This window comes from Streptomyces polyasparticus (assembly GCF_014493765.1).
GTDB lineage: Bacteria > Actinomycetota > Actinomycetes > Streptomycetales > Streptomycetaceae > Streptomyces > Streptomyces polyasparticus.
On record NZ_JACTVJ010000013.1, the window covers coordinates 157,586 to 171,584 of the forward strand.

The following is a 13,999-nucleotide window of genomic DNA, read 5'->3' on the forward strand; positions in this document are numbered from 1 at the left end:
TCGGTTTGGCCGGTCTTCCCTCCATCGCGCGAATCCCGTTCACCGATCATGGTTGCACCTAGTGACAGGTAGGTGACGCAGTGCCACTGTGCCGCCATGGCCACTCACCGACCAGGCTTCGAGCCTGTCTTCTGCACCATCGTGCCGCCCCATGTCCTGGACAAGCTCGCCAGGTCAGGGGATCCGCAGCTGTCCGCAGCCGCCCGCAGGACGCTCGTCGCGGACGCCGCGCAGCGCACCTCCCGCCGGCTGACCACGGTCATCGGCGCGCCCTCCGTGAGCCCCGCGCCCGACGCGGAGAAGCCGCAGCGCACCATCCACGACGCCAAGCACAAGCAGGATCTGCCCGGCAAGAAGGTCAGGGGCGAGGGCGACAAGCCCGGCAAGGACGCCACGGTCAACCGCGCGTACGCGGGACTGGGCGCGACCTTCGAGCTCCTCCTGAAGGCCTTCGGGCGCAACTCCATCGACGGCCAGGGCCTCCCGCTGATCGCCACCGTGCACTTCGGCGAGGACTACGGGAACGCCTTCTGGAACGGCGAGCAGATGGTGTTCGGCGACGGGGACGGCGAGATCTTCCTCGACTTCACGATCCCCGTGGACGTCATCGGCCATGAACTGGCGCACGGCGTCACGCAGTACACCGCGAACTTCTCGTACTTCGGCCAGCCCGGCGCGCTCAACGAGTCGATGTCCGACGTGTTCGGCTCGCTGATCAAGCAGTACACGCTCGGCCAGAGCGCCGACCAGGCCGACTGGCTGATCGGCGCGGGCCTGCTCGCACCGCGTGTCACGGGCAAGGCGCTGCGCTCGATGAAGGAGCCGGGCTCGGCGTACGACGACGACGTGCTCGGCAAGGACCCGCAGCCGGCCACGATGGACGGCTATGTGCGCACCGGCCGGGACAACGGCGGCGTGCACATCAACTCGGGCATTCCCAACCACGCGTTCTACCTGGTGGCGGAGGCACTCGGCGGCAACGCGTGGGAGCGCGCCGGCCAGATCTGGTACGACACGCTCACCGCGGGCGGCCTGGAGATCGACGCGGACTTCGAGGCCTTCGCCAAGGCTTCGGTGGCGGCCGCCGCCTCGCGTTACGGCGAGGGCGAGGAGCACCAGGCGGTCGTCAAGGCCTGGTCCCAGGTGGGCGTCGCCTCGTCGTGAGCGGCTGTCCGGCCGGGATGTGTCCGGTCCGTACGGGGCGGGTACCGCACCGGCCCGCCCCGTACTAGACAGGTAGGCATGCGTATCCAAGTCAGGCGTACCGGAGGGTTCGGCGGACTCGACCACCACCGCCAGGTCGACACGTCGGGCCGGGTCGACGCGGCGGAGTGGAAGGCACTCGCCCAGGCGGCGGTGGCGGAGGGCCGCGGCACACCGCCGATCGGGGTGCCGGACGGATTCACGTACCAGATCACCGTCGACGGACGGACGGTGTACTGCGCGGATCCCCGGCTCACGGAGACCCAACGCAGGCTGATCACCCGGGTGTTGAAGGAAGGCGACTGACACACCCCCGCGCCCGGGCGCCGGTCACAGCATCCCGGCGTCCCGGGCCGTCCATACGGAGGGGAACAGCGGGCGGTAGCCCAGCTCATGGCGGATCCGGGCGGTCGAGAGGACCGCGGCCCACGGGTCGGGTGCCTCCTTGCCGTACGCCTCGGGCGGCACGGTCTGCCCGTGCAGACGGAACAGGTCGACCGTGGTGACCGGTGCGTCGTCGGCGATGTTGTAGACGCCGCGGGCGCCGGGCGCGTACAGTAGCCGCTGCAGGCCCTGGGCGACGTCCGCGTGGTGGCCCATGTGCAGACGCTGCATGGCGGGCCAGTTCACGGCCCACTGCATGACGTCGGACAGGTGCGGGTCGCCGTCTCCGTAGACGAAGGGCAGGCGTCCGATCCGCAGATCGTCCAGGCCCGCCAGCTCGCCCAGGGCGCGCTCGGCCTCCCACTTGGAGTCGGGGTAGGTGCCCCAGAAGGCACCGCCCGGCCGGGTCTCGTCCTCCTCGTCGAGGGGCCTGCCGCGGCCCGCGCCGTAGACGAGGCCGGTGCTGACCTGCACGAACCGCCGCACCCCCGAGGCCACTGCGGCACGGCCGAGCTCGACGGCCGCGTCCCGGTTGACCGCGCGGGCCTCCTCGTCCGGTACGCCGCGGAAGGCAGCGGCCACGTTGACCACGGCGTCGGCGCCCGCGGTCGCCTTGCCGAGCACCTCTGCGTCGCGCAGATCGCCGACCACGACCTGGGCGCCGAGCGCGGCGAAGCGCTCGCCCCGTGCGGGGTCCCGCACCAGGACCCGGATCCCGTCCCCCTGGGGAGCGCTCTGCAGCAGCCGGGGCACGAACCGCTGCCCGACCTGTCCCGTCGCTCCCGTCACCAGTGTCAGCATGGCCGCCTCCTCGTCGTACGGCCGCACTCCACGGCCCTGACCACAGCCTGTGTCCGGCGGGGGCGGGGCGGGAGAGACGCGGTTGTCCGGGGAGCGGACCACCCGGGAGCGCGGATCCGGGGAGCGGACCACCCGGGGAGCGCGGATCCAGGGAGCGGACCACCCGGGGAGTGCGGATCCAGGGAGCGGACCACCCGGGGAGCGCGGATCCAGGGAGCGGACCACCCGGGGAGCGCGGATCCAGGGAGCGGCACTCCCTGGATACGGAGCCGGGGCCGGGCGATCCTGGAGGGGTGAACCGCATCGATCTGGCCGACTTCCTGCGCCGCGCCCGCACCCGTCTCGCCCCCTCGGACGTGGGCCTGACGGCCGGTCCGCGGCGCCGTACGCCAGGGCTGCGGCGCGAGGAGGTGGCACAGCTCGCGGGGATGTCCACGGACTACTACACGCGCCTGGAACAGCGCCGCGGCTCGCACCCGTCGCGGCAGATGCTCACGGCGCTCGCCCGTGCGCTGCGCCTGACCGACGCGGAGCGCGACCATCTGTTCCACCTGGCGGGCGAGGAGCCGCCGCGGCCCGGGACGTCCTCGGGTCATGTGCGGCCGGGCCTGCTGATGATCCTCGACCGGTTGCACGATCTGCCGGCCATGGTGATGGGCGACTGGGGCGAGGTGCTCGCGCAGAACACCCTGTCGGTGGCCATGACCGGCGACTACCGGGGCAGGAACCTGATCCGCAGCTGGTTCCTCGACCCTGCCACGCGCAAGCTCGCCCCGCCCGAGCACCGGGCGATGCACGCCCGGGCGCATGTGGCGGCGCTGCGCGCGGTCGCCGCGGCCCGCCCGGACGATCCGGGACCGGCCGCGCTGGTGGCCGAACTGCGGGGCGCGTCAGAGGAGTTCGAGGCGCTGTGGCGCACGCACGAGGTCGTCGTGCACCGCCCGTCGCCGAAGCGTTTCGTGCACCCCGTGGTCGGCGTCCTCGACCTCGACTGCGAGGTGCTGCTCGGGTACGGCAACGACCAGCAGCTCATCGTCCACTCGGCCCGGCCGGGCACGCCGACGTACGAGCGGCTCGAACTGCTGCGGGTGATAGGACTGCAGGACCTCAGTCCGAGCAGTCGCTAGAACCCCAGCTTGCGCAGCTGCTTCGGGTCGCGCTGCCAGTCCTTGGCGACCTTCACATGGAGGTCGAGGAAGACGGGCGTGCCGAGCAGGGCCTCGATCTGCTTGCGGGACTTGGTCCCGACGTCCTTCAGGCGCTTGCCCTGGGGGCCGATGATGATGCCCTTCTGGCTGGAGCGCTCGATGTAGACGTTCGCGTGGATGTCGAGCAGCGGCTTGTCCTTCGGACGGTTCTCGCGCGGCAGCATCTCCTCGACGACCACCGCGATCGAGTGCGGCAGCTCGTCCCGTACGCCTTCGAGCGCGGCCTCGCGGATCAGCTCCGCGACCATCACCATCTCCGGCTCGTCCGTGAGATCGCCCTCCGGGTAGAGCGGCGGGCTCTCCGGGAGCAGGGGCACGAGGAGGTCCGCGAGCAGACCGACCTGCTCGCCCTTGACCGCGGAGACCGGGATGATCTCGGCCCACTCGAAGCCCAGCTCGGCGGCGAGCCGGTCGATGGCGATCAGCTGCTCGGCGAGCGTCTTGGAGTCGACGAGGTCCGTCTTGGTGACGATCGCGATCTTGGGGGTCTTCTTGATCCCCGCGAGCTCCTTGGCGATGAAGCGGTCACCGGGACCGAGCTTCTCGTTCGCCGGCAGGCAGAAGCCGATGACGTCGACCTCGGCCCAGGTCGTACGGACGACGTCGTTGAGGCGCTCGCCCAGGAGGGTGCGCGGCTTGTGGAGCCCGGGGGTGTCCACCAGGATCAGCTGCGCGTCGTCGCGGTGCACGATGCCGCGCACCGTGTGCCGCGTGGTCTGCGGCCGGTTCGACGTGATGGCGACCTTCTGGCCCACGAGTGCGTTGGTCAGGGTGGACTTGCCCGCGTTGGGCCGGCCCACGAAGCAGGCGAATCCCGCGCGGTGTTTTGCCTGCGGCTCGGAGGAGGGTGCGCTCATGCGGCCCATTGTCCCCGATACACAGGGCCCCGCCTGCCACGGCCCTGGGGAACGGGGCCCACAGGTGGAAAAAGCCCTCGGTCCTGTCAGCCGCCCGACGTACCCTGGCAGTGCAAGGTCCGCCCGACGCAGGCGGCCACCGCACGAGGAGGACACCGCGGCCTCAGAGCCGGCCCATGACTCAGACACCGACAGCTCAGCCCTCCGCGCAGGGCCCCGCACGAGCCCAGTTCACCGTGCCTGCCAAGCACCCCATGGTGACGGTCCTCGGCTCCGGAGACTCCCTGCTGCGTGTGATCGAGAAGGCCTTCCCGGCGGCCGACATCCATGTCCGGGGCAATGAGATCAGCGCCGTCGGCGACCGCGACGAAGTCGCACTCGTCCAGCGCCTGTTCGACGAGATGATGCTGGTGCTCCGCACGGGGCAGCCGATGACGGAGGACGCAGTGGAACGCTCGATCGCCATGCTCAGGGCGAGCGAGAACGGGGAAGGGCCGGACGAGACCCCGGCCGAGGTGCTCACGCAGAACATCCTGTCCTCGCGCGGCCGCACGATCCGGCCGAAGACCCTGAACCAGAAGCGCTATGTCGACGCCATCGACCAGCACACGATCGTCTTCGGTATCGGTCCCGCCGGTACGGGCAAGACCTATCTCGCCATGGCGAAGGCGGTGCAGGCCCTGCAGTCCAAGCAGGTCAACCGCATCATCCTGACCCGTCCGGCCGTCGAGGCCGGCGAGCGTCTGGGCTTTCTGCCCGGCACGCTCTACGAGAAGATCGACCCGTATCTGCGCCCGCTCTACGACGCGCTGCACGACATGCTGGACCCCGACTCCATCCCGCGCCTGATGGCCGCGGGCACGATCGAGGTGGCGCCGCTGGCGTATATGAGGGGTCGCTCGCAGCCCGTCTTCACCAACGTGCTGACGCCGGACGGCTGGCGGCCGATCGGCAGCCTGAAGGTGGGGGACCTCGTCATCGGTTCCGACGGTGAACCGACGCCCGTCCTCGGTGTCTACCCGCAGGGCGAGAGGGACATCTACCGCGTCAGCGCCCAGGACGGCTCCTGGACCCTGTGCTGCGGCGAGCACCTCTGGACCGTCCGTACGGCATCCGACAAGCGCCACGACAAGCCGTGGCGGGTCCTGGAGACCCAGGACATGATCGGCAACCTTCGTGCGGCGCACGCACGGCGGTATGAACTGCCGATGCTCACGGCGCCGGTGGAGTTCCCCGAGCGTGAGGTCCCAATGGACCCGTACGCGCTGGGGCTGTTGCTCGGCGACGGTTGTCTGACAGGCTCCACCACTCCCTCGTTCGCCACCGAGGACCCGGAGCTCGCACACGCCCTGGAGGCTGCCCTTCCGGGGGTGAGCGTGCGCCACAAGAGCGGGCCTGACTACGTCCTCAACCGGATCAAGTCCCCCGGTGACGTGGTCACGCTGGAGAACCCGGTCAGTCGCGTGCTGCGAGCGCTTGAACTGATGCCCTCGCGCTCGGTCAACAAGTTCGTCCCGGACAGCTACCTGTACAACTCGGCCAAGGTCCGCCTCGCCGTTCTGCAAGGCCTCCTCGACTCCGACGGAGGCCCGGTCACGCAGCAGGACCGGACCTGCCGGATCCAGTTCACCACGACGTCGATCCTGCTCCGCGACGATGTGGTCTCGCTGGTCCAGTCGCTCGGTGGTGTCGCGTACACCCGTCGCCGCGCGGCCGAGGGACGCGCGCCCGGTCTGGCGAACGGGAGGCCGGTGGAGCACCGCCGGGACGCTCACGTGGTCGACATCCGCCTTCCCGAAGGCATCGAGCCGTTCCGCCTCACCCGCAAGGCGGAGAAGTACCGCGAAGCAGGTGGTGGCGGCCGCCCGATGCGGTTCATCGACAGCATCGAACCCGCGGGGCGCGAGGAGACGGTCTGCATCCAGGTCGCCGCCGAGGACTCGCTGTACGTCACGCAGGACTATCTGCTGACACACAACACCCTCAATGACGCCTTCATCATTCTGGACGAGGCCCAGAACACGAGCCCCGAGCAGATGAAGATGTTCCTGACCCGCCTCGGCTTCGACTCGAAGATCGTCATCACCGGTGACGTCACCCAGGTCGACCTGCCGAGCGGTACGAAGAGCGGTCTGCGCCAGGTCCAGGAGATCCTGGAGGGTGTGGACGACGTGCACTTCTCGCGGCTCACGTCGCACGATGTCGTACGGCACAAGCTCGTCGGCCGTATCGTCGACGCCTACGAGAAGTACGACACCGAGCACGGCACGGAAAACGGCACCCACAAGGGCGGCCGCAACCGGGACCGCGACACCAAGCGGAAGTAGACACCAGCGCACCATGGCGATCGACGTCAACAACGAGTCCGGCACCGAGGTCGACGAGCAGGCGATCCTCGACATCGCCCGCTACGCACTCGCGCGGATGCGGATCCACCCGCTCTCCGAGCTCTCGGTGATCGTCGTGGACTCCGACGCCATGGAGCAGCTGCACATCCAGTGGATGGATCTGCCGGGTCCGACGGATGTCATGTCGTTCCCGATGGACGAGCTGCGCCCGCCCATGAAGGACGAGGACGAGCCGCCGCAGGGTCTGCTCGGTGACATCGTGCTCTGCCCGGAGGTCGCCGAGAAGCAGGGCAAGGAAGCGGAGACGCAGCACTCCATGGACGAGGAGCTCCAGCTCCTCACTGTGCACGGCGTGCTGCACCTGCTCGGGTACGACCATGAGGAGCCGGACGAGAAGGCCGAGATGTTCGGTCTGCAGGCCGCGATCGTGGACGGCTGGCGCGAGGAGCGCGGCATGACCGGTCCGTCGCCGGCGCCCACGGTCTCGTGAGTACCGGCCTGATCCTCGGCGTCGTCGCCCTGGTGATCGTCGCCTGGCTCGCCTCCTGCGCGGAGGCGGGCCTTGCGCGTGTCTCCAGCTTCCGCGCGGCCGAGGCGGTGCGCACGGGACGCCGGGGCAGCGCCAAGCTGGAGCAGGTCGCCGCCGATCCGACGCGCTATCTCAATGTGGCGCTGCTCGTGCGGGTCGCGTGCGAGATGGCGGCCGCCGCGCTCGTCACGTACGCGTGTCTGCGCGAGTTCGACAAGACCTGGCAGGCGCTCTCGGTCGCCATCGGTGTGATGGTGCTTGTCAGCTATGTGGCGGTCGGTGTCTCGCCGCGCACCATCGGACGCCAGCATCCGCTCAACACGGCGACGGCGGCCGCGTACGTACTGCTGCCGCTGGCCCGGATCATGGGGCCGATCCCCCGCCTGCTGATCCTGATCGGCAATGCGCTGACCCCCGGCAAGGGATTCCGCCGGGGCCCGTTCGCCTCCGAGGCCGAGCTGCGCGCGATGGTGGACCTCGCCGAGCAGGAGTCGCTGATCGAGGACGACGAGCGCCGGATGGTGCACTCGGTCTTCGAGCTCGGCGACACCCTCGTACGCGAGGTGATGGTGCCGCGTACGGACTTGATCGTCATCGAGCGGTACAAGACGATCCGGCAGGCGCTCACCCTGGCGCTGCGCTCGGGTTTCTCGCGGATCCCCGTGACGGGTGAGAGCGAGGACGACGTGGTCGGCATGGTCTATCTCAAGGACCTCGCCCGCAAGACGCACATCAACCGGGACTCGGAGTCCGAGCTGGTGTCGACCGCGATGCGGCCCGCGTCCTTCGTGCCCGACACCAAGAACGCCGGTGATCTGCTGCGCGAGATGCAGCAGGACCGCAATCACGTCGCGGTGGTGATCGACGAGTACGGCGGCACGGCCGGCATCGTCACCATCGAGGACATCCTCGAGGAGATCGTCGGCGAGATCACCGACGAGTACGACCGGGAGATCGACCCGGTCGAGCAGCTCGGCGACGACCGTTTCCGGGTCACCGCGCGGCTCGACGTGGAGGACCTCGGCGAGCTGTACGGGATCGAGGAGTTCGACGACGAGGACGTGGAGACCGTCGGCGGTCTGCTCGCCAAGGCGCTCGGCCGCGTGCCGATCGCGGGCGCGGAAGCACTGGTGGAGCTGCCCGACGGACGGTCCCTGAAGCTCACCGCGGAGTCCGCTGCCGGCCGGCGCAACAAGATCATGACGGTGCTCGTCGAGCCGGTGGTGGCGCCGGCCCTGGAGGACGCTCAGGATGAAACCCGCTGACCTGCGTGCTTTCTGTCTGTCGTTCAACGCGGCGGTGGAGGAGTTCCCCTTCTCGCGCCACCAGGAGCTCTCCACCTTCAAGGTGGGCGGCAAGATCTTCGCGTTCGGCGCGCTCGACGAGAAGCCGCTGACGATCACGCTGAAGGCCGAGCCGGAGAACGCGGTGCTCCAGCGCGAGCAGCACCCGGCGATCGTGCCGGGCTGGCATGTGAACAAGCGGCACTGGAACACGGTGACCGTGAACGAGCTCCCGGACGCCGTCGTCCGGGAGCTCATCGAGGATTCGTACGATCTGGTCGTGGCGGGCCTGCCGAAGGCGGAGCGGCTGCGGCTCGACCGGGGCTGACCCCCGAGGCCCGACTCCCTTACCCCCGTACGGACTTTCGCAGCCCCACCGCAATCAGCGCGGCAGCCGCGAGCACGATCGCCGCGTCCAGGGCGACCACCGTGCGGTACCCGGAGGCCAGATCGTCGGCGGTGGTGGCGAGCACACCGAGCAGCGGGATGCCGACCGTCAGACCGAGCTGCTGGCTGCTGGTGACCAGACCGGTGGCCAGGCCCTGCTGCTCGTCCGGGACGCCGGAGGTCACCGTGATGCCGTACGAGATGATCGCGCCCATGTGGAAGACGCAGGCCAGCGAGGCCACGAGCGTCGCGAGCACGACGCCGAGGGTGCCGGTGCCGGTCACGAGCAGGGCGGCGACGAACACGGCCTGACCGGCGAGCCCGCCGACGAGGACGCGGCGCGAGCCGAAGCGTCCGACGACGCGCGGCGTGAAGGTGCCCGCGACGAGCGCCGCGATGCCCTGCACACCGAAGATCACACCCGTCTCGAAGGCCGAGAGGCCGAGTTCCTCCTGCAGGTACAGGGTCAGGACGAAGACGATCGTGGTCATCATCGAGAAGGTGATCAGTCCGCCGATGTTGCCCCAGGCCACGCTCGGGCGGCGCAGCATCGGCAGCGAGACCAGCGGCTGCGCGGTGCGGGACTCGATCCGGACGAACGCGGCGAGCAGCAGCACACCGGCGGCCAGGGCGAGCTGGACGTCGAGGGTGCCGAAGCCGTGCTCGGCGGCCGTGGTCAGGGCGTAGATCAAGGCGAGCAGTCCACCGGTGACGGTGATCGCGCCGGGCACGTCGAGCTTCGGGCGCTCGGGGCTCTGCGACTCCTTGAGCAGGGCCGGGGCGATGGGCAGGACGATCACCGCGAACAGCGCGAGCAGACCCATCGTCGAACGCCAGCCGAGGGTGTCGGTGAGGATGCCGCCGAGCACCATGCCGACGGTGAAGCCGAGGGACATCAGAGTGCCGGAGAGGCCGAGCGCCCGGTCGCGCTGCGGGCCTTCGCGGAAGGTGGTGGTGAGCAGCGCCATGCCGGTGGGCACGATCGCGGCCGCGCCGATGCCCTGCAGCGCACGTCCGGCGAGGAACGACGGGGCGTCCCACGCGAAGGTCGCGAGCACGGACGCGGCGCCGAACAGGGCGAGCCCGGACAGGAAGAGCCGGCGCCTGCCGTACAGGTCGCCGAGCCGTCCCGACAGGAGCAGGAAGCCGCCGGACGGCAGCGCGAATGCGGTCACGGCCCACTGCAGGGCGGTGGCGCTCATGTTCAGATCGGCGCCGAGCACGGGCAGCGCCACATTCAGTACGGAGAAGTCGAGCGCGACCATGAACTGGGCGGCGCACAGGACGAAGAGCACCAGCTTGTCGCGGGCGGAGAGGCGGGAGGGGGCAGGGGCGGGGGCGGGGTTCTCCCCGGCGGTACGTACGGAACTGTGCGGATCCGATGAGGACTTGGCCGAGGCGGCGGAGGTGTCGAGTGCCATGACCAAGAGCTTCGGGCCGCCGGAATATCCGTGGAGAGTGGGAACTTATCCTGGTGGCCGCACCACCAGGCGCGGCCGGCCCGCATCACAGGCCCGTCATGGCCGCACCACCAGTGAAGCTCCGGGGGGAGAGCGAGTGACCGAGACCGCCGCGATGAAGACCCACCGTCTGGCGGAGCTGCGCGAGTTCCTGATGAGCCGCCGGGCGCGGGTGACACCGGCCGAGGCGGGGCTGCCCGACGGCGGCCGGCGGCGTACGCCAGGGCTGCGCCGCGAGGAGGTGGCGGTGCTCGCCGGGGTTGGGGCCTCCTGGTACCAGTGGCTGGAACAGGGCCGCGACATCTCCGTGTCCCCGCAGGTCCTGGACTCGGTGGCGCGGGTGCTCCGGATGTCCAGCGCGGAGCGGCGGCATCTGTACGTCCTCGCGGGGCTCAATCCGCCCGCGCTGCAGGCCGAGGTGCCGGACGGTTCGATGTGCGAAGGCCTGAAGCGGCTCATCGACGCGTGGATGCCGTATCCGGCGCACATCATGGACCAGTACTGGAACTGCGTCGCGTACAACGACGCGGCCGCCGCGATCCTCGGGATGCGGCCCGGTATCCGGCAGAACTGTCTGATCTCCTTCTTCACCGACGAGGTCTACCGCTCGCGGGCCACGCACTGGGAGGCGAACGCCGAGATCCTGGTCGCCCAGTTCCGCTCGGCCTGCTCCGAGGCGCCCGACGACGAGGGGTTCCAGGCGCTGGTCGAGGAGGCCAAGGAGGCCAGCGACGAGTTCACGGCGCTGTGGGAGCGGCGTGACATCTCCCCCGGCGGCCTGATGAACAAGCAGCTCGACCACCCCGTGGTCGGCACCCTCCACTTCGAGTCCACGCAGCTGCGGGTGCCGGCTCGGCCCGATCTGGCGATCGTGCTGCACACGCCGCTGCAGGTCGCGGACACCGTGCGCAAGGTGGAATGGCTGGCCACACCGGAGGGCCGGCGGGGGTCGATGTATCCGGTCGCGGGCTGAGTCCCGCCGCTGGGTGCGGGCCGGGGCCCGCTGTCCACACGGCGTAGGGCTGCTCGGGAACTTGGTCCCTGCGCATCGGGACCTCCGGCGCACAGTGCGCCTTTACCTTCCATTTAGGTTGGTGGCATACCAAAGGCCGACAGTGGGTCGGCCGAGCATCTGTCACCCCCTTCAGGAGACCTTCGTGCGCACCCGTAACTCCCGTGCTGCAACTGGCGTGTTGGCGGCTGTGGCGCTGCTGACCGTGGCGGGATGCGGGGGCTCGGCGGACGCGGAGGAGAAGCCGAAGGCTTCGAAGCAGGCTTCTCCCTCCGCCTCCCCGAAGCCGGCGGCCAAGCCGCTGACGCAGGAGCAGGTCGAGGAGGCCCTGATCGAGGTGGCGGATCTGCCCAAGGGCTGGAAGCTGGACGCGTCCGGCGCCGAGGCCGCCGAAGGGGAGGGCCCGGCGCTCAAGGCGGACAAGGCCCAGTGCCAGCCGCTTCTGGACGGCACCGTCGAGGGCGACGCCGGTCCCCGGCCCAAGGCGGAAGCGCTCGCGGCCTTCGTGAAGAACACCGAGTACGGACCGTACCTGCTCGCCGAGGTCGGCGCCTTCACGGAGAAGCAGGCCAAGGCGCTGATGGAGGGCGAGGACGTCGTCAGCGGCTGCGAGTCGTTCACCGGCTCGTTCGACGGCGACGAAGTCTCCTTCCGTACCCAGGAGTTGTCCGTGCCGCGGGTGGGCGACGGCGAGGCCTTCGGGTACCGGTTCGTCATGGAGTACGAGGACGAGGACGGCTACGTCTACGTCGACCAGACCGACACCGTGACCGCCCGGGTCGGCAGCGCCCTTGTGCGCGTATCGCAGAACAGCGATGGGGGCCACGACCAGGAGGCCTTCGAGCAGGCCGTCGAGAAGCTTGTCGAGAAGACCCGCAAGATCGCGGCCAAGGGTGCGGAAGGTACCGGCGTCTGACGCCTCGTACCGCCTTCGTACCCTTGTGATCTGGTGCTTCGCGCATCGATTCGAACTCTGACACCTGGAGAACCTCCGTGCGTACCCCCTTGCGTCGCGCCGCCGTGGCCGCGCTCGCCTGCTCGTCCCTGCTGTTCGCCGCCGCGTGCGGCGGTTCGGCCGACGCGGACGGCAAGTCGTCGGCGAAGCAGAGCGCGCCGGAGAAGAAGGCGCCCGAGGCGAAGCCGCTGACCAGGGGCCAGGCCGAGGAGGCCGCCCTGGTGCTCAAGGACATGCCGTCCGGCTGGAGCTCGGACGAGTCGATGACCGACACCGAGGACGGCTCGACCGTCTTCGGGCTCGGCCAGGCCGCCAAGGACAAGAAGCAGTGCCAGCCGCTGCTCGACCAGATCGTCCACCACGCCCAGAGCCCGTCCCCGCAGGCCACGGTCACCAAGTCCTACAACAAGTCGGACCTCGGCCCGTACCTGTCGCACGGGGTGTTCTCGTACACGCTGGAGGACGCCAAGGAGGCCATGAAGAACTCGGCCCTGCCGACGGGCTGCGACTCCTTCACCGCGGACTTCGAGGGCGACAAGGCCACGTTCAAGTTCAAGAAGCTGGACCTGCCCGGGGTCGGCGACGAGACGCTGGCCTGGCGTCTGATCGCCGTGGACGACGAGAGCGGTGTGCCGATGCAGTTCGACTTCGCCGCCGCCCGCGTGGGCAGCGCGATCTCGGTCACGCTGCAGACCAGCGTCGACCGCAAGTCCGACGCCCCCGCCTTCGAGGAAGCCTTCGAGAAGGGCGCGAAGCGGGTCGCCGAGGCGGTCGAGGCCACCAAGTAGGACCTGCCCCCACAGCAGGGGGACTGGGGAGGGGAAACGGGGGAACCTCGGGGACTCAGGGAGGGACCCCGGAGGGGAGAGCACCCCGGTGCGGCTGTTGGGAGACGGCCGCACCGGGGCGCTCGTGTACTCGGCCGACGCCGGGCACGCGTACACGCGACCGGTGCCGCGGCCACGCTTACGCGACCAGTGCCGCGCAGCCCGTCACACGGACACAGGCCCCGCCCCGCACCCCCCGGCAACGCTTCGTATGCTCGACGCATGACCGAAAGCACCCCCCTCGACCCCGAGGACCGCAAGATCGTCACGCTGGCGCGCAGCGCCCGTGCCCGCAACGAGGTGCCCGAGGGTGCCGCCGTACGCGACGAGACCGGCCGCACCTACGTGGCCGGCACCGTGGCGCTCGAGTCGCTGCGGCTGAGTGCGCTGCGTACGGCCGTCGCGATGGCCGTCGCGAGCGGGGCGCAATCCCTGGAGGCCGCGGCTGTCGTCAGCACCTCGGAAGCGCTTTCGGCGGAGGACCTCGCGGCCGTACGCGATCTCGGCGGGGCGGGCACTCCGGTTCTGCTCGCGGGGCCCGATGGAACGGTGCGCTCCACCACGCCCGCTGGCTGAATCGAGCCCCCCAACTCCCTTGCTGAGCAGGGATGTTGACTGACGAGTCAGTAACCCGGATCGGCGCGGAAGTAGAAGAATCAAGGAAATTCCCCTTGTCTTCTCGCGCCGATTCGGTCTCAATAGGCAGCGCTTACTCATCCGACGGACCGTCAGATCTCCTGGGACG

At 69.8% G+C, this 13,999-nt stretch carries 14 protein-coding genes; 11 read left to right on the forward strand and 3 right to left on the reverse strand.

Features of this window, described 5'->3' with window-relative positions; translation table 11 throughout:
• The first annotated feature begins 96 nt into the window (after nt 1–96).
• Nucleotides 97–1,164: a M4 family metallopeptidase gene (locus tag H9Y04_RS27005; RefSeq protein ID WP_187816645.1), complete on the forward strand. Its 1,068-nt coding sequence runs from the start codon at nt 97–99 to the stop codon at nt 1,162–1,164.
• A gap of 78 nt (nt 1,165–1,242) precedes the next feature.
• Nucleotides 1,243–1,509 (forward strand): protealysin inhibitor emfourin, encoded by a 267-nt coding sequence (locus H9Y04_RS27010; protein ID WP_187816646.1) that lies wholly within the window; start codon nt 1,243–1,245, stop codon nt 1,507–1,509.
• A gap of 24 nt (nt 1,510–1,533) precedes the next feature.
• Here H9Y04_RS27010 and H9Y04_RS27015 read toward each other — a convergent pair whose 3' ends face one another.
• Complete coding sequence (locus H9Y04_RS27015) at nt 1,534–2,388, reverse strand: NAD-dependent epimerase/dehydratase family protein (RefSeq protein ID WP_187816647.1); 855 nt, start codon at nt 2,386–2,388, stop codon at nt 1,534–1,536.
• Nucleotides 2,389–2,681: 293 nt separating this feature from the next.
• On the opposite strand from H9Y04_RS27015, the gene H9Y04_RS27020 reads away from it, so the two are divergent.
• Nucleotides 2,682–3,515, forward strand: coding sequence for a helix-turn-helix transcriptional regulator (locus H9Y04_RS27020; protein WP_187816648.1), 834 nt, complete (start codon nt 2,682–2,684; stop codon nt 3,513–3,515).
• Here H9Y04_RS27020 and era read toward each other — a convergent pair.
• Entirely contained in the window at nt 3,512–4,462 is a 951-nt protein-coding gene (era, locus tag H9Y04_RS27025; protein WP_438818151.1) for a GTPase Era, read from the reverse strand. The two genes, H9Y04_RS27020 and era, sit on opposite strands and share 4 nt — an antisense overlap.
• Nucleotides 4,463–4,629: 167 nt before the next feature.
• Here era and H9Y04_RS27030 point away from each other — a divergent pair, with 167 nt between their 5' ends.
• The 4 genes from H9Y04_RS27030 to H9Y04_RS27045 are packed head-to-tail and all read left to right on the forward strand — an operon-like array spanning nt 4,630 to nt 8,941.
• Nucleotides 4,630–6,780 (forward strand): PhoH family protein, encoded by a 2,151-nt coding sequence (locus tag H9Y04_RS27030; RefSeq protein ID WP_187816650.1) that lies wholly within the window; start codon nt 4,630–4,632, stop codon nt 6,778–6,780.
• Between the two features lie 13 nt (nt 6,781–6,793).
• Entirely contained in the window at nt 6,794–7,291 is a 498-nt protein-coding gene (gene ybeY, locus H9Y04_RS27035) for an rRNA maturation RNase YbeY (protein WP_187816651.1), read from the forward strand.
• Nucleotides 7,288–8,595 carry a hemolysin family protein gene (locus tag H9Y04_RS27040; RefSeq protein ID WP_187816652.1) on the forward strand — a complete coding sequence of 436 codons (1,308 nt, stop codon included), beginning with the start codon at nt 7,288–7,290 and terminating at the stop codon, nt 8,593–8,595. Before ybeY ends, H9Y04_RS27040 begins: the two co-directional genes overlap by 4 nt.
• On the forward strand, nt 8,582–8,941 hold the full coding sequence (locus H9Y04_RS27045) for an MmcQ/YjbR family DNA-binding protein (RefSeq protein ID WP_187816653.1): 360 nt from the start codon (nt 8,582–8,584) through the stop codon (nt 8,939–8,941). The genes H9Y04_RS27040 and H9Y04_RS27045 overlap by 14 nt, the downstream gene beginning before the upstream one ends.
• A 19-nt stretch (nt 8,942–8,960) precedes the next feature.
• On the opposite strand, the gene H9Y04_RS27050 is transcribed toward H9Y04_RS27045, so the two are convergent.
• A complete protein-coding gene (locus H9Y04_RS27050) occupies nt 8,961–10,421 on the reverse strand; it encodes an MFS transporter (RefSeq protein ID WP_187816654.1) in 1,461 nt (486 codons plus the stop codon).
• Between the two features lie 154 nt (nt 10,422–10,575).
• Here H9Y04_RS27050 and H9Y04_RS27055 point away from each other — a divergent pair, with 154 nt between their 5' ends.
• The 4 genes from H9Y04_RS27055 (at nt 10,576) to H9Y04_RS27070 (ending at nt 13,830) form a co-directional block, all read left to right on the forward strand.
• Entirely contained in the window at nt 10,576–11,433 is an 858-nt protein-coding gene (locus H9Y04_RS27055; RefSeq protein WP_187816797.1) for a helix-turn-helix transcriptional regulator, read from the forward strand.
• Between the two features lie 184 nt (nt 11,434–11,617).
• On the forward strand, nt 11,618–12,388 hold the full coding sequence (locus H9Y04_RS27060) for a hypothetical protein (protein WP_187816655.1): 771 nt from the start codon (nt 11,618–11,620) through the stop codon (nt 12,386–12,388).
• 77 nt (nt 12,389–12,465) lie between these two features.
• Entirely contained in the window at nt 12,466–13,215 is a 750-nt protein-coding gene (locus H9Y04_RS27065) for a hypothetical protein (protein WP_187816656.1), read from the forward strand.
• 261 nt (nt 13,216–13,476) lie between these two features.
• On the forward strand, nt 13,477–13,830 hold the full coding sequence (locus tag H9Y04_RS27070) for a cytidine deaminase-like protein (protein WP_187816657.1): 354 nt from the start codon (nt 13,477–13,479) through the stop codon (nt 13,828–13,830).
• Nucleotides 13,831–13,999: the final 169 nt, after the last annotated feature.